This window comes from Pseudomonas sp. RIT778 (genome assembly GCF_019718735.1).
Lineage (GTDB): Bacteria > Pseudomonadota > Gammaproteobacteria > Pseudomonadales > Pseudomonadaceae > Aquipseudomonas > Aquipseudomonas aphyarum.
On sequence record NZ_JAIHBA010000022.1, the window covers coordinates 21,581 to 44,538 of the forward strand.

At 60.4% G+C, this 22,958-nt stretch carries 28 protein-coding genes; 13 read left to right on the top strand and 15 right to left on the bottom strand.

Annotated features, from left to right (window positions below; genetic code table 11):
* Window positions 1-91: 91 nt before the first annotated feature.
* Window positions 92-352 (bottom strand): accessory factor UbiK family protein, encoded by a 261-nt coding sequence (locus K5E37_RS16230; RefSeq protein ID WP_007920416.1) that lies wholly within the window; start codon window positions 350-352, stop codon window positions 92-94.
* 398 nt (window positions 353-750) lie between these two features.
* Between K5E37_RS16230 and glnK the strand changes: the two genes are divergently transcribed.
* The 4 genes from glnK to sutA all read left to right on the top strand — a co-directional run bounded on the left by glnK (window position 751) and on the right by sutA (window position 3,534).
* Window positions 751-1,089 carry a P-II family nitrogen regulator gene (gene glnK, locus K5E37_RS16235; protein WP_002555808.1) on the top strand — a complete coding sequence of 113 codons (339 nt, stop codon included), beginning with the start codon at window positions 751-753 and terminating at the stop codon, window positions 1,087-1,089.
* A gap of 37 nt (window positions 1,090-1,126) precedes the next feature.
* Complete coding sequence (locus K5E37_RS16240) at window positions 1,127-2,464, top strand: ammonium transporter (RefSeq protein ID WP_007951904.1); 1,338 nt, start codon at window positions 1,127-1,129, stop codon at window positions 2,462-2,464.
* A gap of 215 nt (window positions 2,465-2,679) precedes the next feature.
* The gene (locus tag K5E37_RS16245) at window positions 2,680-3,105 is read left to right on the top strand and encodes a secondary thiamine-phosphate synthase enzyme YjbQ (RefSeq protein ID WP_011336526.1); all 426 of its coding nucleotides are present in this window, start codon (window positions 2,680-2,682) and stop codon (window positions 3,103-3,105) included.
* Between the two features lie 102 nt (window positions 3,106-3,207).
* Window positions 3,208-3,534, top strand: a complete 327-nt coding sequence (gene sutA, locus K5E37_RS16250; RefSeq protein ID WP_007951900.1) for a transcriptional regulator SutA — start codon at window positions 3,208-3,210, stop codon at window positions 3,532-3,534.
* 65 nt (window positions 3,535-3,599) lie between these two features.
* Here sutA and K5E37_RS16255 read toward each other — a convergent pair whose 3' ends face one another.
* Genes K5E37_RS16255 through lptM form a run of 6 tightly spaced genes read right to left on the bottom strand, consistent with a single transcriptional unit; the run spans window position 3,600 to window position 8,207 of the window.
* Entirely contained in the window at window positions 3,600-4,304 is a 705-nt protein-coding gene (locus K5E37_RS16255; protein WP_221534485.1) for an HAD family hydrolase, read from the bottom strand.
* Window positions 4,301-5,200 carry a tyrosine recombinase XerC gene (gene xerC, locus K5E37_RS16260; RefSeq protein ID WP_221534487.1) on the bottom strand — a complete coding sequence of 300 codons (900 nt, stop codon included), beginning with the start codon at window positions 5,198-5,200 and terminating at the stop codon, window positions 4,301-4,303. Before xerC ends, K5E37_RS16255 begins: the two co-directional genes overlap by 4 nt.
* A 2-nt stretch (window positions 5,201-5,202) precedes the next feature.
* Window positions 5,203-5,928 (bottom strand): DUF484 family protein, encoded by a 726-nt coding sequence (locus K5E37_RS16265; RefSeq protein WP_007951894.1) that lies wholly within the window; start codon window positions 5,926-5,928, stop codon window positions 5,203-5,205.
* 13 nt (window positions 5,929-5,941) lie between these two features.
* Entirely contained in the window at window positions 5,942-6,772 is an 831-nt protein-coding gene (gene dapF, locus K5E37_RS16270; RefSeq protein ID WP_011336523.1) for a diaminopimelate epimerase, read from the bottom strand.
* Window positions 6,773-6,776: 4 nt separating this feature from the next.
* On the bottom strand, window positions 6,777-8,024 hold the full coding sequence (gene lysA / locus K5E37_RS16275) for a diaminopimelate decarboxylase (protein WP_007951889.1): 1,248 nt from the start codon (window positions 8,022-8,024) through the stop codon (window positions 6,777-6,779).
* A gap of 9 nt (window positions 8,025-8,033) precedes the next feature.
* Window positions 8,034-8,207, bottom strand: a complete 174-nt coding sequence (gene lptM, locus K5E37_RS16280) for an LPS translocon maturation chaperone LptM (protein ID WP_007951888.1) — start codon at window positions 8,205-8,207, stop codon at window positions 8,034-8,036.
* Window positions 8,208-8,446: 239 nt separating this feature from the next.
* Here lptM and cyaY point away from each other — a divergent pair, with 239 nt between their 5' ends.
* From cyaY to rnk, 3 genes are all read left to right on the top strand, one after another.
* A complete protein-coding gene (gene cyaY, locus K5E37_RS16285; RefSeq protein ID WP_007951887.1) occupies window positions 8,447-8,779 on the top strand; it encodes an iron donor protein CyaY in 333 nt (110 codons plus the stop codon).
* 4 nt (window positions 8,780-8,783) lie between these two features.
* Window positions 8,784-9,008, top strand: coding sequence for a DUF1289 domain-containing protein (locus K5E37_RS16290; RefSeq protein ID WP_045121669.1), 225 nt, complete (start codon window positions 8,784-8,786; stop codon window positions 9,006-9,008).
* Between the two features lie 128 nt (window positions 9,009-9,136).
* Window positions 9,137-9,547 carry a nucleoside diphosphate kinase regulator gene (gene rnk / locus K5E37_RS16295; protein ID WP_007951886.1) on the top strand — a complete coding sequence of 137 codons (411 nt, stop codon included), beginning with the start codon at window positions 9,137-9,139 and terminating at the stop codon, window positions 9,545-9,547.
* A gap of 6 nt (window positions 9,548-9,553) precedes the next feature.
* On the opposite strand, the gene K5E37_RS16300 is transcribed toward rnk, so the two are convergent.
* The 3 genes from K5E37_RS16300 to K5E37_RS16310 form a co-directional block, all read right to left on the bottom strand.
* The gene (locus tag K5E37_RS16300) at window positions 9,554-12,397 is read right to left on the bottom strand and encodes a class I adenylate cyclase (RefSeq protein ID WP_221534489.1); all 2,844 of its coding nucleotides are present in this window, start codon (window positions 12,395-12,397) and stop codon (window positions 9,554-9,556) included.
* A 194-nt stretch (window positions 12,398-12,591) separates the two neighbouring features.
* Complete coding sequence (locus K5E37_RS16305; RefSeq protein WP_007951883.1) at window positions 12,592-12,837, bottom strand: TIGR02647 family protein; 246 nt, start codon at window positions 12,835-12,837, stop codon at window positions 12,592-12,594.
* Between the two features lie 192 nt (window positions 12,838-13,029).
* On the bottom strand, window positions 13,030-13,314 hold the full coding sequence (locus tag K5E37_RS16310; protein ID WP_007951881.1) for a hypothetical protein: 285 nt from the start codon (window positions 13,312-13,314) through the stop codon (window positions 13,030-13,032).
* Between the two features lie 123 nt (window positions 13,315-13,437).
* Between K5E37_RS16310 and K5E37_RS16315 the strand changes: the two genes are divergently transcribed.
* A complete protein-coding gene (locus K5E37_RS16315; RefSeq protein WP_221534490.1) occupies window positions 13,438-14,097 on the top strand; it encodes a glutathione S-transferase family protein in 660 nt (219 codons plus the stop codon).
* Between the two features lie 43 nt (window positions 14,098-14,140).
* Here the strand turns inward: K5E37_RS16315 and K5E37_RS16320 are convergent, their stop codons facing one another.
* From K5E37_RS16320 to argH, 5 genes are all read right to left on the bottom strand, one after another.
* Window positions 14,141-14,377, bottom strand: a complete 237-nt coding sequence (locus tag K5E37_RS16320) for a hypothetical protein (RefSeq protein ID WP_221534492.1) — start codon at window positions 14,375-14,377, stop codon at window positions 14,141-14,143.
* The gene (locus tag K5E37_RS16325; protein WP_221534493.1) at window positions 14,364-14,771 is read right to left on the bottom strand and encodes a hypothetical protein; all 408 of its coding nucleotides are present in this window, start codon (window positions 14,769-14,771) and stop codon (window positions 14,364-14,366) included. Before K5E37_RS16325 ends, K5E37_RS16320 begins: the two co-directional genes overlap by 14 nt.
* Window positions 14,772-14,781: 10 nt before the next feature.
* Window positions 14,782-15,129: a hypothetical protein gene (locus K5E37_RS16330; RefSeq protein ID WP_221534495.1), complete on the bottom strand. Its 348-nt coding sequence runs from the start codon at window positions 15,127-15,129 to the stop codon at window positions 14,782-14,784.
* 104 nt (window positions 15,130-15,233) lie between these two features.
* The gene (locus tag K5E37_RS16335) at window positions 15,234-15,542 is read right to left on the bottom strand and encodes a hypothetical protein (protein WP_221534497.1); all 309 of its coding nucleotides are present in this window, start codon (window positions 15,540-15,542) and stop codon (window positions 15,234-15,236) included.
* A gap of 345 nt (window positions 15,543-15,887) precedes the next feature.
* Window positions 15,888-17,282, bottom strand: a complete 1,395-nt coding sequence (gene argH, locus K5E37_RS16340; protein WP_085606067.1) for an argininosuccinate lyase — start codon at window positions 17,280-17,282, stop codon at window positions 15,888-15,890.
* Between the two features lie 474 nt (window positions 17,283-17,756).
* Between argH and K5E37_RS16350 the strand changes: the two genes are divergently transcribed.
* The 5 genes from K5E37_RS16350 to K5E37_RS16370 all read left to right on the top strand — a co-directional run bounded on the left by K5E37_RS16350 (window position 17,757) and on the right by K5E37_RS16370 (window position 22,741).
* Window positions 17,757-18,503, top strand: a complete 747-nt coding sequence (locus K5E37_RS16350) for a LytTR family DNA-binding domain-containing protein (protein WP_085606065.1) — start codon at window positions 17,757-17,759, stop codon at window positions 18,501-18,503.
* Window positions 18,504-18,641: 138 nt separating this feature from the next.
* Window positions 18,642-19,583, top strand: a complete 942-nt coding sequence (gene hemC, locus K5E37_RS16355) for a hydroxymethylbilane synthase (RefSeq protein ID WP_007951874.1) — start codon at window positions 18,642-18,644, stop codon at window positions 19,581-19,583.
* On the top strand, window positions 19,580-20,347 hold the full coding sequence (locus tag K5E37_RS16360) for a uroporphyrinogen-III synthase (protein WP_085606063.1): 768 nt from the start codon (window positions 19,580-19,582) through the stop codon (window positions 20,345-20,347). The genes hemC and K5E37_RS16360 overlap by 4 nt, the downstream gene beginning before the upstream one ends.
* 16 nt (window positions 20,348-20,363) lie before the next feature.
* Entirely contained in the window at window positions 20,364-21,506 is a 1,143-nt protein-coding gene (locus K5E37_RS16365; protein ID WP_221534498.1) for a uroporphyrinogen-III C-methyltransferase, read from the top strand.
* Window positions 21,503-22,741: a heme biosynthesis protein HemY gene (locus K5E37_RS16370; RefSeq protein WP_221534500.1), complete on the top strand. Its 1,239-nt coding sequence runs from the start codon at window positions 21,503-21,505 to the stop codon at window positions 22,739-22,741. Before K5E37_RS16365 ends, K5E37_RS16370 begins: the two co-directional genes overlap by 4 nt.
* Window positions 22,742-22,958 lie beyond the last annotated feature (217 nt).

The window sequence follows — 22,958 nt, forward strand, 5'->3', positions numbered from 1 at the left end:
GATTCTGCGAGACCGTTGGAATAATTCGCTGTAAGAATTGAACCGACGGAAACCGTTCCTGCCTCGGCAGGAGCGGTTTTAGCTTCTCAATTCACTCAGCCGGCGGCGTCAGCTTCGCTTCCATCTCCGCCACCTTCGCCTCAAGGCTCTCGAGCCGGGCGCGAGTGCGCGCCAGCACCACCATCTGACTATCGAATTCTTCGCGGCTCACCAGGTCCAGTTTGCTGAAGGCGCTTTGCAGCAGCATCTTGAACTGGCTTTCGATTTCGGCTTTTGGCAAGGGCGTGTCGCCGCTGAACAGGCGGGAGGCGGTGCCGCTCAGGGCGTCGAGGAAGTCTTTGGGCGCGAGCATGGGATATGTCCTGGAAACAATGGCCGGCAGTGTATCACGCAGTGTCTATAGTCATTGGCGCAGGCACGGATGCACGCTTTTCGCGCAACTGGATGCACGGCCACGCACCGTTGTTGTGCGTATCCCGAGTGCCATTTGGGTGATGGCATCTGTGGCAGCGGCCAAGGGATTGAAATCAGTGGTTTTTGGCGAGATGGCAAGCTTTCTGCTTAGTCACCTTCGACCCATGCACTGATGCAGTCGCTGTGACGAATGCAGTGCGGCAGACGGAGCGGGGAGTTTCGTCTGGAGCGGTTAGCTGGCGTCGACAACGAAGCGTTACAAAGCCAGGCACTGCGCTTAGACTTGAGTCGGGTTTGTTTTCCTGGGGCAAGTCCACCAATTCGGGAGAGAGTTTCATGAAGCTAGTCACTGCCATCATCAAGCCGTTCAAGTTGGACGACGTGCGCGAGTCGCTGTCCGAAATCGGCGTGCAGGGCATTACCGTTACTGAAGTCAAAGGCTTCGGTCGGCAGAAGGGTCACACCGAGCTGTATCGCGGCGCGGAGTATGTGGTCGATTTTCTGCCCAAGGTGAAAATCGACGTTGCCATCGACGACAAGGATCTGGATCGGGTTATCGAGGCGATAACCAAGGCTGCCAACACCGGCAAGATCGGTGACGGCAAGATCTTCGTGGTCAATCTGGAACAGGCGATCCGCATCCGTACCGGCGAAACCGATACCGACGCGATCTAAACGCCGCCACAAACCCAACGCCCCAGGAGAAAACAATATGACTCTGCGTAAATTCGCAGGGCTAGGAGCCCTGTTGTCTATCGTAATGCCCGGCCTGGCCATGGCGGCAGACGAAGTGGCAGCTCCAGTCCTGAACTCCGGCGACACCGCCTGGATGCTCACCTCCACCGCCCTCGTGCTGTTCATGACCATTCCCGGCCTCGCGCTGTTCTACGGCGGCATGGTCCGGTCGAAAAACATTCTTTCCGTGATGATGCAGTGCTTCGCCATTACCGGTCTGATCAGCGTCCTGTGGGTCATCTATGGCTACAGCATCGCGTTCGACACCACCGGCATGGAGCAGGGCGTCGTCAACTTCAACTCGTTCGTGGGCGGTTTCGGCAAGGCGTTCCTGGCCGGCGTCACCCCAGCGAGCCTGACCGGCCCCGCGGCGCTGTTCCCCGAGGCGGTCTTCATTACCTTCCAGATGACCTTCGCGATCATCACCCCGGCGCTGATCGTCGGTGCGTTCGCCGAGCGGATGAAGTTCTCCGCGATGCTGATCTTCATGGGCATCTGGTTCACCCTGGTCTATGCACCGATCGCGCACATGGTCTGGTCCGGCAACGGCGGCCTGATGTGGGACTGGGGCGTGCTCGACTTCGCCGGCGGCACCGTTGTGCACATCAACGCCGGTGTGGCCGGTCTGATTGCCTGCCTGGTGCTGGGTAAACGCAAAGGCTTCCCGACCACCCCGATGGCGCCACACAATCTGGGTTACACCCTGATGGGCGCGGCGATGCTGTGGGTTGGCTGGTTCGGCTTCAACGCCGGTTCCGCTGCGGCCGCCAATGGCACCGCCGGCATGGCGATGCTGGTCACTCAGATCGCGACCGCCGCTGCTGCACTGGGCTGGATGTTCGCCGAGTGGATCACCCACGGCAAACCAAGCGCACTGGGTATCGCATCCGGCGTCGTTGCAGGTCTGGTTGCGATCACTCCGGCCGCTGGCACCGTGGGCCCGATGGGCGCTCTGGTGATCGGTCTGGCTGCGGGCGTGGTCTGCTTCTTCTGCGCCACCACGCTGAAACGCAAACTCGGTTATGACGACTCCCTTGACGCCTTCGGCGTGCACGGTATCGGCGGTATCCTCGGCGCGATCCTGACCGGTGTGTTCGCCGCACCGTCGCTGGGTGGCTTCGGCACCGTCACCGACATCGCCGCACAAGTCTGGATTCAGTGCAAAGGCGTTGGCTTCACCGTGATCTACACCGCCATCGTCACCTTCATCATCCTCAAGGTGCTGGATGCCGTGATGGGTCTGCGCGTGACCGAGGAAGAAGAATCGGTCGGCCTGGATCTGGCACAACACAACGAGCGCGGCTACAACCTGTAAGCACGCGCCGCAAAAAACTTGCCCGGCTCGCCGGGCATTTTTTTGTCTGGAATTTGTCTTCCCTGATACAGCTGAAAGGATTTTTCGTACTGCTTTGGTCGTGTTTACGACGAGTGTTTTTCTGCGGCCAAAGGCTTACATCATTGAAGGAATATTAGGGCCTTTGTTTTTTTCCAGAGCGCGCTAGAATGCGCCCCGAACGTGCGGAGAACTGTATGTGGCAACAGACTCTGATAACCCTGCGGGCACGGCCCCGGGGCTTTCATCTGGTGACGGACGAGTTGCTCGCCGGCCTGCCCGAACTCAAGGCATGCCGGGTCGGTCTGTTGCATTTGTGGCTGCAGCATACCTCGGCGTCGTTGACCATCAACGAGAACGCCGATCCGGCGGTACGTCGCGACTTCGAACGATTTTTCAATCGTCTGATCCCACAAGGAGCAGACGGCTATGAGCATAACGACGAAGGCCTGGACGACCTCCCGGCGCACTTCAAGGCCAGCGTGCTGGGCTGTCAGATCAGTTTGCCGGTAACGGCGGGCCGACTGGCACTGGGCACCTGGCAAGGCGTTTACCTGGGCGAGCACCGTGATCATGGCGGTGCCCGTAAAGTCCTCGCCACCTTGCACGGTGAAGGGGCATAAACCGTTGGTCACCAATGGTTACTGATTTTTTTCCGGCGACTTTCGACAGTCGCCAAAGCTGGTCTATAACTAATCTGCTTTTCGCAAGTCATGAGGTAGAACATGAGCGACGATGATCTGGAAAACGACGACCTCGAAGTAGGCGACGAAGACGAGGCCGAAGACGGTCTGGAAGCAGCAGCGGAAGACGTTGCTGAAGACGATGGCGGTGACGATACGCCGGCCCCGGCTGCCAAAGGCAAGGCCAAGGCTGCGGTGTCGGTCGACGAGTTGCCGAGCATCGAAGCCAAGAACAAGGAGCGCGATGCCCTGGCCAAGGCCATGGAAGAGTTTCTTGCGCGCGGCGGCAAGGTGCAGGAAGTGGAGGCCAACGTGGTCGCCGATCCGCCCAAGAAGCCGGACAACAAGTACGGCAGCCGCCCTATCTGAGGCGTGTCGCTTGCTTGCTGAAAAAGCCCGCCGTCGCTGCGGGCTTTTTCATGGGCGAAAGAAAATCAGCCGCGACTGTTCCAGCGGGCGAGCACGGCAGGCAGATCGTTCAGGCTGCGAATCTCGGCATCCGGCAGGCGTTCCGCTTCCCAGACCTTGCCTGTCGGGTTGAACCAGATCGCTCGCAGACCGGCCTGCTGCGCTCCGGCGATGTCATCCCCCGGGTGGTCGCCGATATGCACTGCCGCTTCGGCGCTCACGCCACCGCGCTGCAATGCTTCATGGAACAGTCGAGCATCCGGCTTGGCGATGCCGATGTCTTCGGCACACAGCGCAAACTTGAAGTAATCCGCCAGCCCGAGACGGCGGACATCGGCGTTGCCGTTGGTGACCACCCCGAGGGCGTAATGCTTGGCGAGAGTTTCCAGAATCGGCTCGACCTCCGGGAACACCGCGATCTGATGGCGCGCATGCAGAAACACTTCAAAACTCTTGTCTGCCAGATCCGACGCTTCGCTGTGGGCGTATCCGGCTTCCTCCAGCGCATGGAACAGCACTCGCCGGCGCAGTGCGCTGATGCGGTGTTTCAACCCCGGCTCGTTGGCCAGTACCCGCTCGCGAATCGACCACAGATGTTCCACCGGCACCGCGCCCAGATTCGGCGCATGTTCGCTCAGCCATTCGCGCAAAACCGCTTCGGCGCTGACGATCACCGGGGCGGTGTCCCACAGGGTGTCGTCGAGGTCGAAGGTGATCAACTGGATGCTCATGAATCGTCGCCTTTCATGCGTTTGGCCCGTGGATGGGCGCTGTCGTAGACCGCCGCCAGGTGCTGGAAGTCCAGGTGGGTGTAGATCTGGGTGGTCTTGATGTCCGAGTGGCCGAGCAATTCCTGCACCGCGCGCAGGTCCTGGGAGGACTCGAGCAAATGGCTGGCGAAGGAGTGCCGCAGCATGTGCGGGTGCAGGTTCTGCCCCAGTTCGCGCTCGCCGGCGAGTTTGACCCGCACCTGAATCGCTCGCGGGCCAAGACGTCGGCCCTGCTGGCTGACGAATACGGCGTCGTCCGCCGGATTGGTCAGCGCCCGCAGCGGCAGCCATTGCTCCAGTGCTTCCCGGGCCTTTTTGCCGACCGGCAACAGGCGTGTCTTGCTGCCCTTGCCGAGTACCTGAACCATGCCGTCGGCCAGATCGAGCTGGTCGAGATTGAGCCCGGTCAGCTCCGACAGGCGCAGGCCGGAGGAATAGAACAACTCCAGAATCGCCTGATCGCGTCGAGTGAGAAAATCGTCCTCGACTGCACCTTCAAGCAGTTGCAGGGCGCGGTCGGTGTCGAGGGTTTTCGGCAGGCGGCGTTCGCCTTTGGGTGGTGCTAGGCCGGTGGCCGGATCGTGATCGCAGAGGCCTTCGCGATTCAGATAATGATAGAGCCCGCGCACCGCCGAGAGCAGGCGCGCCAGACTGCGCGAGGACTGGCCCTGGGCATGCAGGCGGGCGACCAGGCTGCGCAGGCGCTGGATGTCCAGCGCCTGCCAGCTGCCAATGTTCTGTTTGTTGCACCAGCCGAGAACTTTGTCGAGGTCGCGTCGGTAGGCCGACAGCGTGTGCGGCGACACCTGCCGCTCACTGCGCAGGTGTTCGCAGTAAGCGTCCAGTTGTCGTTCCATGCTCAGCGTACCGAGCGCAGGGAGCTGTTGACCCGTGGCAGCACGCGACCCATGACTTCGGCGATGTAGCTGAGGAACAGCGTGCCGACCGAGCTCTTGTAGTGCTGCGGATCACGGCTGGCAATGGCCAGAATCCCGTGGATGCCCTGATGGCTGACGGCGACCACGGCAGTGGAGCCGATCTGCTTGCGCTGCTCTTCGCCGAACAGGAAGTCCAGCTCATGTTCACGCAGGCTGCCGCTGACGCTCTTGCCTTCGGTAAGCAGGCCGCCGATGGCGGTCTGCGCGTCGGCGTGGGTCACCCAGCGACCGACCGGGGCCGGGTTGTCGCCGAGCAGAATCAGGCTGACGAAGGGCACCTGAAAATCCTGGCGCAGGCTGTCTTCAACGCTGATCACCACGTCTTCCAGAGTGGCAGCGTCCATCAGCGCGAGGATCAGGCGACGGGTCTTGTCGAACAGGCGATCGTTGTCCCGGGCGACGTCCATCAAATGCGAGAGACGATGACGCATCTCGATGTTGCGGTCGCGCAGGATGGCCATCTGGCGCTCGACCAGCGAGACGGTATCGCCGCGCTGATGGGGGATGCGCAGGGACGGCAGCAGTTCTTCATGCTCGACGAAGAAGTCCGGATGAGCCTCCAGGTACGCGGCAACCGCTGCCGCCTCCAGGCTCTCGGACGCTGATTCACCGGACTGTCGGGCGGGTACCTGAGGCTTATCGGTCATGGCTTCTGCTCACTCAAAGACGCACTTGTCCTTCGTATACGCGCACTGCCGGGCCGGTCATCAACACCGGTTGGCCAGGGCCTGCCCACTCAATGGACAGGCGCCCGCCCGGCAGGTCGATCAGCAGTGGCGAATCCATCCACCCCTGACTGATCGCAGCTACAGCAGCAGCGCAGGCACCGGTGCCGCAGGCCTGGGTTTCCCCGGCGCCGCGCTCCCAGACGCGCAGTTGTGCGCGATGGCGGTCGATGACCTGGAGAAAACCGACGTTGACCCGCGCCGGGAAGCGCGGATGGTGTTCGATTTTCGGCCCCAGTTCATGCACCGGTGCAGTGTTGATATCGCTGACCCGCAGCACCGCATGGGGGTTGCCCATGGACACCGCCGCCAGATCCACCGGCGTACCGTCGACATCGACCTGATAACTCAGGGCCTGCTCCGGCGCCTGGAACGGAATGTCCGCCGGCACCAGACGCGGGGCGCCCATGTTCACGCCGATCTGGCCGTCGTTACGCACGTCCAGCTCGATGATGCCGCCCTTGGTCTCGACGCGGATCTGACGTTTGGCGGTCAGACGCTTGTCGAGCACGAAGCGGGCGAAGCAGCGCGCACCGTTGCCGCACTGCTCCACTTCGGAGCCGTCGGAGTTGAAGATCCGGTAACGGAAGTCCACATCCGGATTGCTCGGCGCTTCGACGATCAGCAACTGATCGAAACCGATGCCGGTGTGCCGGTCGCCCCACATTTTTGCGTGCTTGGGCTGAATATGCGCGTGCTGGCTGACCAGGTCGAGAACCATGAAGTCGTTGCCCAGGCCGTGCATCTTGGTAAAACGCAGCAGCATGGGGTTACTCCGGCAGCAGGCTTTCGCCGGCAAACAGCTCGGCCACGGTCTCGCGGCGACGCACTTCAAATGCCTGATCACCATCCACCAGCACTTCGGCGGCACGGCCGCGAGTGTTGTAGTTGGAGCTCATCACAAAACCGTAGGCACCGGCCGAATGCACGGCCAGCAGATCGCCTTCTTCCAGCGCCAATTCGCGTTCCTTGGCGAGGAAGTCGCCGGTTTCGCAGATCGGGCCGACGACGTCGTAGGTACGCGCAGCGGTCTCGCGTGGCTTGACCGGGGTCACGTCCATCCAGGCCTGGTACAGCGCCGGGCGGATCAGGTCGTTCATGGCCGCGTCGACGATGGCGAAGTCTTTGTGTTCGGTGTGCTTGAGGTACTCGACCTGGGTCAGCAGTACGCCGGCATTGGCAACGATGAAGCGGCCCGGTTCGAACACCAGCGCCAGATCGCGACCGACCAGACGCTCGCGCACGGCCTTGATGTAATCGGCGGCCAGCGGCGGCTCTTCATCGCGATAACGCACACCCAGGCCACCACCAAGATCGATGTGGCGCAGGTGGATGCCGCAATCGCCGAGGCGATCAACCAGATCCAGCAGGCGATCGAGGGCATCGAGGAATGGCGGCAGGGTGGTCAGTTGCGAACCGATGTGGCAATCGACGCCGACCACTTCCAGGTTCGGCAGGTGCGCGGCACGCACGTACACGTCTTCGGCGTCGGCGATGGCGATGCCGAACTTGTTCTCTTTGAGACCGGTGGAAATGTACGGGTGGGTGCCAGCATCTACGTCCGGGTTCACGCGCAGCGAGATCGGCGCACGAACGCCCAGCTCGGCGGCGACCACTTGCAGGCGCTCGAGCTCGTCGGTGGATTCGACGTTGAAGCAGTGCACGCCGACTTCCAGCGCACGGCGCATGTCGTCACGGGTCTTGCCGACGCCGGAGAACACGATCTTGTCCGGGCTGCCGCCGGCGGCCAGTACGCGTTCCAGCTCGCCACGGGAGACGATGTCGAAACCGGCGCCGATACGGGCCAGGACATTCAGGACGCCGAGGTTGGAGTTGGCCTTGACCGCAAAGCAGACCAGGTGCGGCATGCCGGCCAGCGCATCGGCGTAGGCCAGGTACTGGGCCTCGATGTGCGCGCGGGAGTAAACGTAGGTGGGAGTGCCGAAGCGATCGGCGATGGCGGACAGCGCCACACCTTCCGCGAACAGCTCCCCGCCACGGTAGTTAAAAGCGTCCATGGCGATCCCTTAGTAAACGTCGTGCTTGTGTGCCTTGGAGACAGGCTGCTTTTGCGAAGACTGGGCTTGCTCGGCCGGGTCCTGATCTTCATCGGGCAGGTACAGCGGGCCTTTTTGACCACAAGCCGAAACAAGGCAGGCAACCGCGACGAGCGCAGCAAGGGAAGAGATCAGGCGCTTCATGGCGAAATCCTTGAAAATGCGTTAATTGCGCCGGAGTATACCGGCCACCCGGCAGCTTGCCTATGCGACGGAACTCCCGTCCGGCGGGGCTCGGGCTGCGGCGCGGAAACTTTTCCCGCGTGGCGGGTGGATATTTCGTCGCCGGGCAGGGCGCTTGGTCGTTATCCTTTGCAATCGGCTGGCAGCGTCCGTATCTTGCGGCGCTTGAGCCTGATCAGACATTTTTTGAGGTTGCCGCAATGAGTTTGTCCGAAGCCCGTTTCCACGATCTGGTCGATGAAACCCAGGAAAAACTGGAAGACATCTTCGACGACAGCGACCTGGACATCGACATGGAGAACTCGGCCGGTGTGCTGACCGTCAAGTTCGAGAACGGCACCCAGCTGATCTTCAGTCGTCAGGAACCGTTGCGTCAGCTGTGGCTGGCCGCGGTGTCCGGTGGTTTCCACTTCGACTACGACGAAGAAAGCGAACGCTGGATGTGCGACAAGAGCGAAGAACAGCTCGGCGAAATGCTCGAGCGCATCGTCAAGCAGCAGGCCGGCACCGAATTCGATTTCGAAGGCCTGTGATTTCGTGACTGATACTGCGCCCGTCCGTCCGCCGAAGCCGCTCTACAGCAACGTCAGCCCGGCCGTCCCTTCGCCGTGCACCGGCGTGTGCCGGCTGGATGAGCAGAAGGTCTGCCTCGGTTGCATGCGCCATGTCGAAGACATCCGCGAGTGGCGTTCGGCCGATGACGAGCGCCGCCGGGTGATTTGTGCGCAGGCCGCTCAGCGCCGGCAGCTCGCCGGAGCGTAGCTTGTATATTTTTTGAGCTGTGATAGTGTCCGGAAACGCCTCAACCCATCGAGGCCTGGTGAAAACCCCGTCTTTTTTGGCGGGGTTTTGCTTTTTTTGTGTGCAGAAGAAAGGAGTCTGCCCGGATCATGACCGCACCTTCCATCACCCTTACCCGTCTGGACGTGCAACGTCTGGAGCGCCTGATCGACAGCCTGGATGACACGCTGCCGGGCGTGATCGCGCTGCAAACCGAACTGGACCGCGCCGATACCCTGGTCGGTCACGATGAAGTGCCTGCCGATGTCGTGACGATGAATTCCCGTGTGCACTGCCGCGAAGAAAGCAGTGGCAAGGACTACCACCTGACCCTGGTCTATCCGAAGCACGCCAACGCCGACGAAGGCAAAGTCTCGATCCTCGCTCCGGTCGGAAGTGCGTTGCTGGGCCTGAAGGTTGGTCAGCACATCGACTGGCCGGCTCCGGGTGGCAAAACCCTGAAGCTGACCTTGCTCGAAGTCGAATCGCAGCCGGCCAATGGCGGTGATTTCCCGGAGTAACCCGCCTCAGACCTGCTCGAGCGCCTCGTTCAGAGAGCGTTCCAGGTCGGCCTTGTAGCGCAGATACAGATTGCTCGAACTCTGCCCGTCACCGATCACACCCGACAGGTCCAGGTCGGTGATGTAGCAGCGGTAGCGCTCGGTTTCCCGGCGCTGCCCGACGATCTCCCGGGCGACCACGCTGAACAGCTGGTCGCCATGTTCCAGCTCGCTGAATTCCCGTTGATTGCAATACAGCGTGACCTGCACTTCGCCGGGTGCGGCTTTGCCGACGATCGCCTGCACGTCGTAGAACGGTTTGTTGACCGGCGTCTGCGGTGCCGGGCGCATTTCGACCCGTCGCGCGCGTCCGGGCCCTGATGGCAATAACTGGTAATACAAGATTTCAAGGCTGGCGGCATGGCCCGAATCCATCGGCAGCAGCGCTTCGCGGCGGAACTGGATCGATTGCAGGAACCGCTGCAACGGCACCAACAGGCTTTGCTCGTCGTGATAGGGCAAGTGCTGTTGCCACAGCGCATTGAACTCGTCGAGCACGTACAGCTCGGCCGTTTGCTCGGTGATCCGGTAGAACACCTGAATGCATTCAGGCTGGCCCATCGGCAGGATCAACGCCAGGTCGTGGTCTTCCAGCGCCATCGGGTCCAGGTGCAGCGGGCTGTAGCGCGGCTGTTCCTCGCCCAGGTAATCCAGCAGCGCCGGCAGGGTGGCGAGGGCGACATGGCTGACCTGACCCGGCACCAGCTCCAGCACGTGGTAATGCTGCTGCACCTGGATCAGGTAGCGGTGATTCAGATCGCTGAGCAACAGGGTCTGCGCGGTGTCGACAATTTCTTCCACCCGGCGGGCGATGAACTGCGCGCGGTTGTGACAGAAACAGCGCACTCGCAGCGATGGTTGTTGTGGTCCGCGCGGCAGGTTGTTGAGGTAATCGCGCAGGCAATCGAGCAGGGCGTGCGGGCCGTCGAAGCGGTTGACCAGCACTTCGTTCCAGCTGTTGAGCGTGACCTGATCCAGGGTCAGCACCAGGTTTTCGCGTACGCCGGCGTAGCTCAGAGAGTCCGTGCGTTCGGTGGTCATCAGAATGTTCAGGTCGCGGTGATGCTTGAGCGGGTCGACCCCGACATTCACCAGCATCAGCACTTCGCTCGGCACGGCGGCGCGCAGCAGCGGTTCTTCGGCAACGGTCGACAAGGGCAGGGCGATGCTTTGTTGCAGGCTGCCGAGGAGGTTGAACAGCTCGAACTCGCTCAGGTCGCTGGTGCCGGGATGCAGAGCGAGTCGGGTGCTGCTGTCGATCACGCCGTTGCGGTGGCACCAGGTCAGCAGTTCCAGCAACTCGCGGCTGCGCTTGATCGGCGCGAAGTGTTCCCACTCCAGCGCCGTCAGGCTGCCGTTGTACAGGCCCCACTGGGTTTGGCCCGGTTCTTTTTTGTTCGGCGATTGCACCAGGGTCAGGGTGTCTTCGGCCAAGTCCGGGGCAATGCCGGGATTGATGAACTCGACCTTGTCGGCCTTGCGTTCGAACGCGGCATACAGCCGCCGGCCGAGAACGTTGAGGTCGCGCTTGTTGATCAGGCTGACGGTCTGTTCGGTGCGGGCGAACTGGGTCAGGAAGCGGTAGCTGTAATTCAGTTCGTTGACCAGCGCCCGGCGTTCGGCGCTGACCTGTCGTACTTTCCACTGGCTGCGGCTGTCGAGCAGCGCCAGTTGCCGCTGGTCCCAGTGCCATTCGCTGGCCAGCCGTTCCAGCAGTGAACGTTGCCAGCTCTGGGTGCGGGTATTGCCGGTGAGCTTGCGGTTGACCTTGAGGTACAGCGCGCGGCGTACCAGCTCAAGCCGCTCTGGCTCATTGCGCGCAGTGAGGTATTCCTCGATCCGCCGGTAAACCACCATGTACGGATCCAGCTCGTCGAGATCCAGCCGGTTGGCGAACACCGCCTGCTTGAAGCGCAGGCTCAGGCATTGCACTTGTGGATGTTCGCTGGCGTAAACCTCGGTCAGCAGCAGCTTGAGCACCGATTTGTAAGGTGACTCGATGCCTTTGAACAGTTGCCACAGCCCGGCGCCGACGAACTCGCCCGGCGGAATGTGCGCCATCGGCCCCAGGTCGAGGGTTTCATCGTTGCGGATGAAACGCTTGGAAATCAGGGTGTGGGTGTACGCGTCGTAGGCGCGTTCTTCGTAGACCGGCACCAGCCACCAGATCGGCGTGCGCCCGGCCAGCCAGATCGCGGTGCGGTAGAACTCGTCCAGCAGCAGATAGTGCTGGGTGGTACCGCAATCTTCGGAGCTGAGCTGGGTATCGCGTTCGCCTTTGACGAAGCGCACCGGGTCGATCAGGAAAAAGTGCGCCTCGGCCCCCTGGCTGGCAGCCCAGGTTTCGAGCAACTGGCATTTCTTGCGCAGCTCGGCGAGTTCGCTGTCGCTCAGGTCGGGGGCGTGACAGACCCACACATCCATGTCGCTCTGGTCGGCCTGGGCCAGCGTGCCGAGGCTGCCCATCAGGAACAGCCCATGAATCGGCCGTGGCGGGTTGCTGCCGTGACGCGGCTTGTAGGAGAACGAGCGGGTCAGGCGCTGGGCTTCGGCAAGCGCATCGGCGTCCGGTTCGTAATTCGACAGCCCGGCCGGCGTGCTGCCCGAGACATAACCCGGCAGCAACGGATGATTGACGTGAAAAAACAGCGGCAGCAGCGTCAGCACACTTTGCTGACGCGTCGACAGGCCTTCGAGCGCCCGGTTCAGGCGGCCTTCATTGAGTTTGAGAAAACGTGCACGTAGCTGGCTGAGTACCTTGCGGTCGATGCCTTCGTCCAGGTCGGGGCGGATTTCATGGGTGCGGGTCATGTCGGCTCAAACCGGCGCGCAGGGCTCGGAGGCAAGGGGTCTCGGGTGTCCGGGAGTTTAGCGCCTGAGCGGCAGGAGTTTTAAGCTGAATTTGTTTTTTGACGTCAGATTTCTATCGCGCGGCGATGGGTGACGTTCATGGCTGGCCCGCGGAAATCCCGTGGCAGGGGTTTCCGTGGGCAAAGTCGGGAGGATCAGGCGGTTTGCTGCTCTTTGAGAATTGTCAGTACGGTTTGCACGTTCTGTGCGGCATCGCGACCGAGGCTGGTCAGGTAACCGCCATCAGGCTGGTCTGTCAGTTCTTTTTCGAACAGGCGTTGTGCGGCGGCAATGTGCTTCGGGGCAGCGGTCTGATGAATTTTCAGACCTTCCTGGGAACTGTCCAGGTTGAAGAGTGCGAGGACTTCCAGTTCGGCAACCAACTCAGGGGTAAGCGACATAAGGACTCCAGACTTTCTAGGAATTGGACGACAGCGCCCCTAAGGTGAACCTGCCGGCGCGGCCTGTCCAGTGCGCGTGTCAGGGTTTTTGTCCCGGGGTGGATTCCAGTGTAGTCAGGGGGCGGCAGAAGGCCGCGCAGATGGGTGACAAATTGTGTGGGAGCAGGCGTGCTCCCACAGGGCGGGGCCGTTTTACTGCTTTTCCGGTGGCAGTTCCGGCAGTGCGCGCAGCGCGGTTTCGTACCACTCGGTATCGAACGCGCGGTCTTCGTCGAGCATCGCGTCGATTTCACAGGCCAGCACGTGGGCCATCAGATTCAGGATGTCGTCACGCTCGTAACCGACCAGCGTCAGCTTGTTGAAGGTTGCCTTGGCCGCTGGCGGGTTGTCGCTTTCGATCTGGTTCTCGATCGCTTCGATCAGCGTCGATTCGGTGAACTCTTCTTCATCATTGTCGATGTCAGTCGGCTCGCTCATGGCAGGCTCCTCAAGGAAAGGCGCCAGTTTACCCGCATTCAGCGGCGTGATGCTGCTGGCGAGAATACCCGGAGCGATCTATAAACAGGCACTGCCCACCCCGCACGGCCTGGAGGCTATGTGATGTTCAAGCTCTATGGATTCTCCGTCAGCAACTACTACAACATGGTCAAACTGGCGCTGCTCGAAAAAGGCCTGCCGTTCGAAGAGGTCACGTTCTACCCGACGCCTACGCCTGAGTCCCTGGCCATCAGCCCGCGCGGCAAGGTGCCGGTGCTGGGAGCTGAAGGCGGGTACATCAACGAAACGATGGTGATGCTCGAATACCTCGAAAGCAGTCAGAAGGGTGTCCCGCTGTTGCCGACCGAGCCGTTTGCCCGCGCTCAGGTGCTGGCGGTGGCCAAGGAAATCGAGCTGTATATCGAGCTGCCGGCCCGTGCCTGTTACGGCGAAGCGTTTTTCGGCACGGCGTTGCCGGAGGCGATCAAGGAGAAAACCAAGGCTGAATTACTGCTGGGCTTTGCGGCGCTGGGACGTCACGGCAAGTTCGCCCCGTACGTGGCGGGCGACACCCTGAGTATTGCGGACTTGTACTTCCTCTACAGCGTGCCGCTGGCAGCTGCGGTGGGGCACAAACTGTTCAGTCTGGATTTGCTGGCGGAGATGCCGAAGGCCAAGGCGCTGCTGGAGCGGCTTGAGCAGAATCCGCACGTGCAGAAGATTGCGGCGGACAAGGATGCGGCGATGCCGGCGTTTTTGGCGATGATCGCCCGGAAAAAATAAGTTAACCGCCTATCGCTACTGAAAGTGGTAGGCGGCCAACCATTTATTTTTTGTTCGCTTTGTCTTGTGTGGGAGCGTTTTTGAGATTTTCTCGTTTTGTTGCAATTTCAATTGAATGGTTTTCAATTTTTTTAAGGTTTTTCCGGTATTGGTTTATGACTTCGGGATTGCCTTCACGAAGTTGGGTTCCTGCAATCCGGGAATAAGTTTTATTGGTTGCCGATGCGCCACGCAAGTAGTGCTCCAGAGCTTCTAACAAACCTTCATCAATTTCGTCCATTTTGTCTAACCTCATTGAGTTTGTTTATGATGATTCCAGCGCTTTCTGCAGGGTTCAAATGAACGTTTAGAGGATATATCTTCCAGGCTTTGCATGGTTCCTCTGTGGCTGTTATGTCTAAGTTGAAACCGATTTTTTCATCGATGAACAACAGGGTTGTCTTTTTGTTCAGGGTGCTCTGAAGTTCCTTTGTGGAGATTCGGTACTTTATATGTCTTGATTTAAGAACGCCTTTCAAAGTTTTCATAAAGATCATTTTCTGATCAAGGATGACAAGGTTTTCGGCAAAATCTCTATCAAGTATTGATAGTGCTATCTCAATATCATTGCCCGGCTCTATGTTTTTCCTTTTTAGCGACTCTCTTCGTTTCGTAAAATCTATAATGTTACTCATGGGTGACCTGCTATGCTCTTTTTTGCATGTCAGATATAAAGGCGTCAACCGGTAGTGTCGTATCTTGAGATCTGGATTTGTGTTGTTTTTCAATTTGCCTTAATTGGTCGCGTAATATTTTTTTTATTTCTGACTCGGCAAATCTGTTTAGTAAGTCTCTGATCATCGGTTGATAGCCAACATCATAATAGGAGGCAATGGATTTAAGATTTTTTAAAAGATCTTTCTGTAGTCGTATAGAAATTGCTTGTAATCCAAGAGATTCATCAATCTCCAAGTTTAAATTTACAGCTCCAACGTGCTCTTCGGAAGCGCCAAGTTCGCGATTATCCCAAAGTTCTACGTTATCTTTTTTCATTTCTGCCACCATATTATATCTTCTGATATAAGGGTCTCCGCGCTCATCGCGAAGGGGTTAAGGTAATAGGTCTGAACTCGGCTATTACCTTTAAAATTTCCTGTTTATTTTTTTTCGTGTTTTTCGTAAATATTTATTTCTTTTTCATTGGGGTCAAAAGCGCTTTTTATTTCCACCGTATGCTGATTTCCTGCATGCGGAGGGACAAAACAAACCTTCAATGCCCGCCCCTTGTTGGTTTCAGCGATAAACCAAAGGGTAGCAGGATCAGTCTTGTGCATTTCCCGGGTGTCATACAAAAAAATATGCTCTGGAAGCCTATTCTTGAAGCACTCGGAAACTTCCGAGATGGCCACACTGTGTTTTTCTTTCAGCTTTTGGATCACTTTTTCAGAACACTTTATCTCTGCCACGTTCCACCAGCCGCTGATCAGAAAATTGTATATACAGTATGGTCGCCTTTTATGAGGCGGTCAATTGAATGTAAGTTATTGAAAATAAAGGAATATTTTATTTTCTACTGATCGTTGTGGATTTTTGTATATACAAATTTCTACCGATTGGCGCAAAAGACCCTCTGCAGTGGTTTGGAGGCTCATCGTCTTCGCTGAAGCAGAGCGATAGGTACTGACGTAGAAGATCCGGTTCAAGGTTTGATCTGAAAATGTGTGCGTTCAAATAAAAAACCCTGCCGAAGCAGGGTTTGGGGAAGCAATTCTTCCTTTGGGCCGGAACTGCGTTGAGTCGCGGGCTTATTACTAGCGGCTGGCGATCAACGCCTGACCGCGAACCACGGCAGCCTTGACCTGCGCCGGCGCAGTGCCGCCGATGTGGTCACGTGCATTTACCGAGCCCTCCAGAGTCAGCACGGCAAACACGTCCTGCTCGATCTGGTCGCTGAACTGACGCAGTTCTTCCAGGCTCATTTCCGCCAGATCCTTGCCGGTGTCGACGCCGTACTTCACGGCATGGCCGACGATTTCGTGGCAATCACGGAACGGCAGGCCACGGCGTACCAGGTAGTCGGCCAGGTCAGTGGCGGTCGAGAAACCGCGCAGCGCCGCTTCACGCATGATCGCGTGCTTTGGCTTGATCGCCGGGATCATGTCGGCAAAGGCGCGCAGCGAGTCGCGCAGGGTGTCGGCGGCGTCGAACAGCGGTTCCTTGTCTTCCTGGTTGTCCTTGTTGTAGGCCAGTGGCTGGCCTTTCATCAGGGTCAGCAGGCCCATCAGGGCGCCGAACACACGGCCTGTCTTGCCGCGTACCAGCTCCGGCACGTCCGGGTTTTTCTTTTGCGGCATGATCGAGCTGCCGGTGCAGAAACGGTCCGGCAGATCGATGAACTGGAACTGCGCGCTGGTCCACAGCACCAGCTCTTCGGAGAAACGCGACAGGTGCATCATCGCGATGCTGGCGGCCGAGCAGAATTCGATGGCGAAGTCGCGGTCGGACACGTTGTCCAGCGAGTTGCCGCCGACGGCGTCGAAGCCCAGCAGTTGCGCGGTGTATTCGCGGTCGATCGGGTAAGTGGTGCCGGCCAGTGCGGCGCTGCCCAGCGGCATGCGGTTGGTGCGCTTGCGGCAGTCGACCAGGCGCTCGTAGTCGCGGCTGAGCATTTCGAACCAGGCCAGCATGTGGTGCCCGAAGGTCACCGGCTGAGCGGTCTGCAGGTGGGTGAAGCCCGGCATGATGCTGGCGGCTTCACGCTCGGCCTGCTCCAGCAGGCCTTTTTGCAGGCGGGTGATTTCGCTCAGGATCAGGTCGATCTCGTCACGCAGCCACAGGCGGATGTCGGTGGCGATCTGGTCGTTGCGGCTGCGGCCGGTGTGCAGCTTCTTGCCGGTGACGCCGATGCGGTCGGTCAGGCGTGCCTCGATGTTCATGTGCACGTCTTCGAGGTCGACGCGCCAGTCGAACTGGCCGGCCTCGATTTCGCCCTGGATGGTCTTCAGGCCATCGATGATGCTGTCGCGCTCGGCATCCGTCAGCACGCCGACCTTGGCCAGCATGGTGGCGTGGGCGATCGAGCCCATGATGTCGTGGCGATACAGGCGCTGGTCGAAAGTGACGGAGGCGGTGAAGCGGGCGACGAAGGCGTCGACGGGTTCACTGAAGCGGCCGCCCCAGGACTGATTGGTCTTGTCAGTGCTCATGAATTCGCTCGTATCGGCTTGAAGAAAGAAGGCGTGAAACGCTGGCGCGGATAATAACAGGGTTGCCAATCCTGTCGCTGACACTGGTCGATACGTTTTTTTCTCATGGCCTGATCCATAGTCGCCGGTGTCGCCGGGGGATTTGCGCAAGGATATTTTTCGATTGAGCAATATCGGCCCGACGAGCGTCTACAGTAGGACATAGGGGTCGACGTGGCGGCGGATCGCGCAAAGGTCCGGCCACCGACTATAAGAAGAGAGAGGGGTGGGTGTATTGGCCATTGGCATACCCTGCGTAAAACGCAGTCGGCGACGGGCGTCAGGCGGTACGTTGCAGGTGTCGGCAAATATTGCCGGCCGACGTACGGCACTTTTTGGCGCTCGCGCTAGTCTTAGCGTGGATCGCGGTGACGGACGTCACTCCACTTGTCTACGCTATCCTTGTGCGAGACTCACGCAGGAATCCAGCGCAATATGAATGTCCTGATCGTTGATGACGAACCACTGGCCCGCGAGCGACTCAGCCGAATGGTGAGCGAGCTCGAGGGCTACACAGTCCTGGAGCCCAGCGCCACCAATGGCGAAGAGGCGTTGGCGCTGATCGACAGCCACAAGCCGGATATCGTACTGCTCGATATCCGCATGCCGGGCCTCGATGGCCTGCAGGTGGCTGCCCGTCTGTGCGAACGCGAAACCCCGCCAGTCGTGGTGTTTTGCGCAGGTCCCGATGAATTTGCCGTGGAAGCCCTGCAGGCCAGCGCCGTGGGCTATGTGGTGAAACCCGTGCGAACCGAACATCTGCATGATGCCCTGAAACGGGCTGAACGTCCCAACCGGGCCCAGCTCTCGGCCCTGACCCGTCCTGCCGCCGAAAGCGGTAACGGCCCGCGCAGCCACATCAGCGCCCGGACCCGCAAAGGCATCGAACTGATCCCGCTGGATCAGGTGGTGTATTTCATTGCCGACCACAAATACGTGACCTTGCGCCACGAGGGTGGCGAAGTCCTTCTGGATGAGCCGCTCAAGGCGCTGGAAGACGAATTCGGCGAGCGCTTCGTGCGGATCCACCGCAACGCGCTGGTCGCCCGCGACCGCATCGAGCGTCTGCAACGTACACCGCTGGGCCACTTCCAGTTGTTCCTCAAAGGCCTCAACGGTGACGCGCTGATCGTCAGCCGCCGGCATGTGGCGGGCGTGCGCAAAATGATGCAGGGGCTTTAGTCCGCAGGCTCCGGGCGGTTCTTCGTTCTTTTCACCAGGCATAGCAGGCCAGGGAGGCCACGCCGTTTCTGATTCAGGTCAAAGTGGATTTGGCTGAGCTGTTATTATCCGCCGTATCTATTCAGTACGGATTGATCCATGTCCTCTCGCGAAATCCGCATCGCCACCCGCAAAAGTGCTCTGGCCCTCTGGCAGGCCGAATACGTCAAAGCCCGTCTGGAAGCAGCCCACCCGGGCCTGCTGGTGACGCTGGTGCCCATGGTCAGTCGCGGCGACAAGCTGCTTGATTCGCCCCTGTCGAAAATCGGCGGCAAGGGCCTGTTCGTCAAGGAACTGGAAACCGCGCTGCTGGAAAACGAAGCCGACATCGCCGTGCATTCGATGAAAGATGTGCCGATGGATTTCCCTGAAGGCCTCGGTCTGTTCTGCATCTGCGAGCGCGAAGATCCGCGTGACGCATTCGTCTCCAATACGTATTCCAGCCTCGATGCGTTGCCAGCCGGCAGCATCGTCGGTACCTCCAGCCTGCGTCGCCAGGCACAGTTGCTGACGCGCCGTCCGGATCTCGAGATCCGTTTCCTGCGCGGTAATGTCAACACCCGTCTGGCCAAGCTCGACGCCGGCGAGTACGACGCGATCATCCTCGCGGCAGCCGGCCTGATCCGCCTCGGCTTCGAAGACCGCATCACCTCGGCCATCAGCGTCGACGACAGCCTGCCGGCCGGTGGCCAGGGCGCCGTCGGTATCGAATGCCGCAGCGCCGACACGGAAATCCATGCCTTGCTCGCGCCCCTGCATCACGCCGACACCGCTGACCGTGTCACCGCCGAGCGTGCCCTGAACAAACATCTGAATGGCGGCTGCCAGGTGCCGATCGCCTGCTACGCCGTGCTCGAAGGCGATCAGTTGTGGCTGCGCGGTCTGGTGGGCGAACCGAGTGGCGGCAAGCTGCTCAGCGCGCAAGCCCGTGCGCCGCGTGCGGCAGCCGAGACGCTGGGCGTGCAGGTGGCCGAAGACCTGCTGAGCCAGGGCGCCGACGATATTCTCAAGGCAGTCTACGGCGAGGCAGGTCACGAGTGACCGCCTGGCGCCTGCTGCTGACGCGCCCGGCGGAGGACTGTTCGGCGCTCGCCGCCGTGCTGGCCGAACAAGGGTTTTTCAGCAGCTGTCTGCCGCTTTTGGAAATCGCGCCCCTGCCGGTCTCTGACACAATGCGCCGCACGATCACGCAACTGCCGCGTTACAGCGCGGTGATCGTGGTCAGCAAACCGGCGGCGCGGATCGCGGTGGATCTGCTCGACTCTTTGGGTCTGGCGACTCCGACGATGCCGTGGTTCAGCGTGGGTGCAGCGACCGCCACTATCCTTCGGGATCGGGGGCTGGATGTGAGCTTCCCGGACGCGGGCGACGATAGCGAAGCCTTGCTGCAATTGCCGCGTCTGCTGGCGGCGGTGGCCGTGCCCGGCTCGCAGGTGTTGATCCTGCGCGGGGAGGGCGGACGCGAGCTGCTGGCCGAGCGCCTGCGCGCGCTTGGTGCTAGTGTCGAATACTTGGAGTTGTACCGTCGCGACCTGCCGGACTATCCGCCGCAGGAGCTGCCCCGCAGGATTGCAGCGGAACGCCTGAACGGGCTGGTGGTCAGCAGTGGACAGGGTTTCGAGCACCTGCGCCAACTGGCCGGCGACAGCTGGCCTGCACTTGCGCAGTTGCCGTTGTTTGTTCCAAGCCCAAGGGTTGCCGAGCAGGCCAGTGCCGCCGGGGCCCGAACAGTTGTGGATTGTCGCGGCGCCAGTGCCGCGGCCTTGCTGACGGCGTTACGGGAGCATCCCGTGCCCGTTCTCTAATGCAAAGGATGGATACGTGAGCGAAACAGCCTTGCCTAAAGATGACGTTCAACCTGTGATCGATGCACCGGTTGATGCACCGCCACCGGCCGCGGAACCGCGCCGAGGCAACGGATTGGCCATTCTCGCGCTGCTGCTCGGCGCCGCCGGTGTTGCGGTGGGTGGCTGGGGTGTGTGGCAGGTACGACACCTGCAGACCAGCACTCAGAATCAGTTGAGTCAGGTTCAGGCGTTGAGTGATCAGGCTCAGACTCTGAAGCTCAACGAGCAACGACTGACCGAACGCCTCGGGCAATTACCCGGCGCCGATGAACTTGCCGATCGCCAGCGTCTGGTGTCGCAACTTCAGGGCGATCAGCAACGCCTCAATCAACGTCTGGAAACCGTCCTTGGCGCCAGCCGCAAGGACTGGCGTCTGGCCGAGGCCGAGCACTTGCTGCGTCTGGCCAGCCTGCGTCTTTCCGCCCTGCAGGACATCAGCAGCGCCCAGGCGCTGGTCCAGGGTGCCGACGAAATCCTGCGCGAGCAGAATGATCCCGGCTCGTTCGCTGCCCGCGAGCAAGTGGCGAAAACCCTGGTAGCGCTGCGCAGTACCGCGCAGCCGGATCGCACCGGGCTGTTCCTGCGACTGGGCGCCTTGCGTGATCAGGTCGTCGGCCTCACCGAGCTGGCGCCGGAATACAAGGATCGCGGTGATTCGCTGCTGGGCCTGACCTCCGAGGGCGACGGCGCCAGTCGCTGGGCGCAGTGGTGGGATCAGATCTCGCGCTACATTCGCATCGATTTCAACGCTGACAAAAACGTCCGGCCGCTACTCGCCGGCCAAAGCCTGAGCCAGGTGCGTCTGGCCCTGAGCCTTGCGCTCGAACAGGCGCAATGGGCCGCGCTCAACGGTCAGGCGCCGGTGTACACCCAGGCCTTGGCGGAGGCGCGTGACGTACTTACAGGCAACTTCAATCCGGACAACCCGCAGAGCAAAATCATGCTCGAGCAGGTCGCGGAATTGAGCAAGCAACCGGTTACCGTCAATACGCCGGATCTCGCCGGGACGTTGAGCGCGGTGCAGGCTTATCTTGAGCGCCGTAACGTCAACGCCGAAGACTCGGTGAAACCCTTCGCCAAACCGGCCGCCAGCACCGCGCAGGAGGCGACACCATGAAGCGCCTGTATGTGATCGTGTTTCTGGTGATCGCGGCAACGGCGGCTCTGGGCCTGGCGATTGCCGAGCATTCCGGTTACGTGCTGGTCGCCTACAAAAGCTTTCGTTATGAATCGAGCCTGTGGGCGACCCTGGCGGTGGTCGCGGTGCTTTGGCTGCTGGTCTGGGGCATCAAGGCGCTGGTCGAACTGGTGCTGACCTCGGGCGGTGTGGTCAATCCATGGTCCCGTCGCAACCGCAGTCGTCGCGTGCAAGTAGCGATCGAGCACGGTCAGCTCGACCTGGCCGAAGGTCGCTGGGCCAGTGCTCAGCGTCACCTTTATCGGGCCGCCGAAGCCGAGCGTCAACCGTTGCTCTATTACCTGGGCGCCGCGCGCGCCGCCAACGAACAAGGTCATTACGAGGAAAGCGATCGCCTGCTGGAGCGCGCCCTCGAGCGTCAGCCTCAGGCCGAGCTGGCGATCGCCCTCAGCCATGCGCAGTTGCAGACCGATCGTGGCGACACCGATGGCGCGTTGGTCACCTTGCAGGCGATGCACGAGCGCCATCCGCACAACGTCCAGACATTGCGCCAGTTGCAGCGCCTGCATCAGCAGCGCGGTGACTGGTCGTCCGTGATCCGGCTGTTGCCGGAGCTGCGCAAGGACAAAGTTCTGCCACCGTCCGAACTGATCGAACTCGAGCGTCGTGCCTGGGGGGAAAACCTGTCCCTCGCGGCCCAGCGTGAAGAGGACGGCGCAGTCGGTTTACAGTCGCTCAACCGCGCCTGGCAGCAACTGACGTCTGCCCAGCGCCAGGAGCCTGCGCTGGTGCTGGCCTACGCCGAGCAGCTGCGCCAGCTGGGCGCCCAGGTCGAGGCGGAAGAGCTGTTGCGCACGGCGCTCAAGCGCAAGTACGACAGCCACCTGGCGCGCCTTTACGGTCTGGTGCGCGGCAGCGATCCGGCGCGTCAGTTGCAGACGGCCGAAGGTTGGCTCAAGGATCATCCGGGCGATGCCAGCCTGCTGCTGACGCTGGGACGTTTGTGCCTGCAAGCCAGTCTGTGGGGCAAGGCGCGGGATTATCTGGAAAGCAGCCTGAGAGTGCAGCGCAATCCGGAAGCGTGCGCCGAGTTGGCGCGCCTGCTGGCTCAGTTGGGTGACACCGAGCGCAGCAATCTGCTGTTCCAGGAAGGTCTCGGCATGCTGGATGAACGCCTGCTGGCTTCGCCATTGCCCATAGCTGTTCGAGCGTGATCAGGAAGGGGGAGCATGCTCCTCCTTTTCTTTCCCGGTGACTGAATAGTTACCGGCAAATCCCCTCCCGAGCAAAGTCCTACAGAGGCTTACACCGAATCCTTCGGTGCCTGTCGGGATTTCCCTACACTTCTGCTGAAGTGTCGCCAGTGACCTGCCTTGAAAGCCCGAGGCCCTTTCCTCTACCGTAACTGCCTGTCTTTATTGTTACGGATAA

Coding starts and splice junctions, on each gene's coding strand:
- argH (WP_085606067.1), bottom strand. CDS start 17,282: ATGAGCACTGACAAGACCAATCAGTCCTGGGGCGGCCGCTTCAGTGAA.
- K5E37_RS16245 (WP_011336526.1), top strand. CDS start 2,680: ATGTGGCAACAGACTCTGATAACCCTGCGGGCACGGCCCCGGGGCTTT.
- sutA (WP_007951900.1), top strand. CDS start 3,208: ATGAGCGACGATGATCTGGAAAACGACGACCTCGAAGTAGGCGACGAA.
- rnk (WP_007951886.1), top strand. CDS start 9,137: ATGACCGCACCTTCCATCACCCTTACCCGTCTGGACGTGCAACGTCTG.
- lysA (WP_007951889.1), bottom strand. CDS start 8,024: ATGGACGCTTTTAACTACCGTGGCGGGGAGCTGTTCGCGGAAGGTGTG.
- lptM (WP_007951888.1), bottom strand. CDS start 8,207: ATGAAGCGCCTGATCTCTTCCCTTGCTGCGCTCGTCGCGGTTGCCTGC.
- dapF (WP_011336523.1), bottom strand. CDS start 6,772: ATGCTGCTGCGTTTTACCAAGATGCACGGCCTGGGCAACGACTTCATG.
- cyaY (WP_007951887.1), top strand. CDS start 8,447: ATGAGTTTGTCCGAAGCCCGTTTCCACGATCTGGTCGATGAAACCCAG.
- K5E37_RS16350 (WP_085606065.1), top strand. CDS start 17,757: ATGAATGTCCTGATCGTTGATGACGAACCACTGGCCCGCGAGCGACTC.
- K5E37_RS16310 (WP_007951881.1), bottom strand. CDS start 13,314: ATGAGCGAGCCGACTGACATCGACAATGATGAAGAAGAGTTCACCGAA.
- K5E37_RS16370 (WP_221534500.1), top strand. CDS start 21,503: ATGAAGCGCCTGTATGTGATCGTGTTTCTGGTGATCGCGGCAACGGCG.
- K5E37_RS16325 (WP_221534493.1), bottom strand. CDS start 14,771: ATGAGTAACATTATAGATTTTACGAAACGAAGAGAGTCGCTAAAAAGG.
- K5E37_RS16330 (WP_221534495.1), bottom strand. CDS start 15,129: ATGAAAAAAGATAACGTAGAACTTTGGGATAATCGCGAACTTGGCGCT.
- xerC (WP_221534487.1), bottom strand. CDS start 5,200: ATGGAACGACAACTGGACGCTTACTGCGAACACCTGCGCAGTGAGCGG.
- K5E37_RS16320 (WP_221534492.1), bottom strand. CDS start 14,377: ATGGACGAAATTGATGAAGGTTTGTTAGAAGCTCTGGAGCACTACTTG.
- glnK (WP_002555808.1), top strand. CDS start 751: ATGAAGCTAGTCACTGCCATCATCAAGCCGTTCAAGTTGGACGACGTG.
- K5E37_RS16240 (WP_007951904.1), top strand. CDS start 1,127: ATGACTCTGCGTAAATTCGCAGGGCTAGGAGCCCTGTTGTCTATCGTA.
- hemC (WP_007951874.1), top strand. CDS start 18,642: ATGTCCTCTCGCGAAATCCGCATCGCCACCCGCAAAAGTGCTCTGGCC.
- K5E37_RS16300 (WP_221534489.1), bottom strand. CDS start 12,397: ATGACCCGCACCCATGAAATCCGCCCCGACCTGGACGAAGGCATCGAC.
- K5E37_RS16305 (WP_007951883.1), bottom strand. CDS start 12,837: ATGTCGCTTACCCCTGAGTTGGTTGCCGAACTGGAAGTCCTCGCACTC.
- K5E37_RS16255 (WP_221534485.1), bottom strand. CDS start 4,304: ATGAGCATCCAGTTGATCACCTTCGACCTCGACGACACCCTGTGGGAC.
- K5E37_RS16315 (WP_221534490.1), top strand. CDS start 13,438: ATGTTCAAGCTCTATGGATTCTCCGTCAGCAACTACTACAACATGGTC.
- K5E37_RS16265 (WP_007951894.1), bottom strand. CDS start 5,928: ATGACCGATAAGCCTCAGGTACCCGCCCGACAGTCCGGTGAATCAGCG.
- K5E37_RS16230 (WP_007920416.1), bottom strand. CDS start 352: ATGCTCGCGCCCAAAGACTTCCTCGACGCCCTGAGCGGCACCGCCTCC.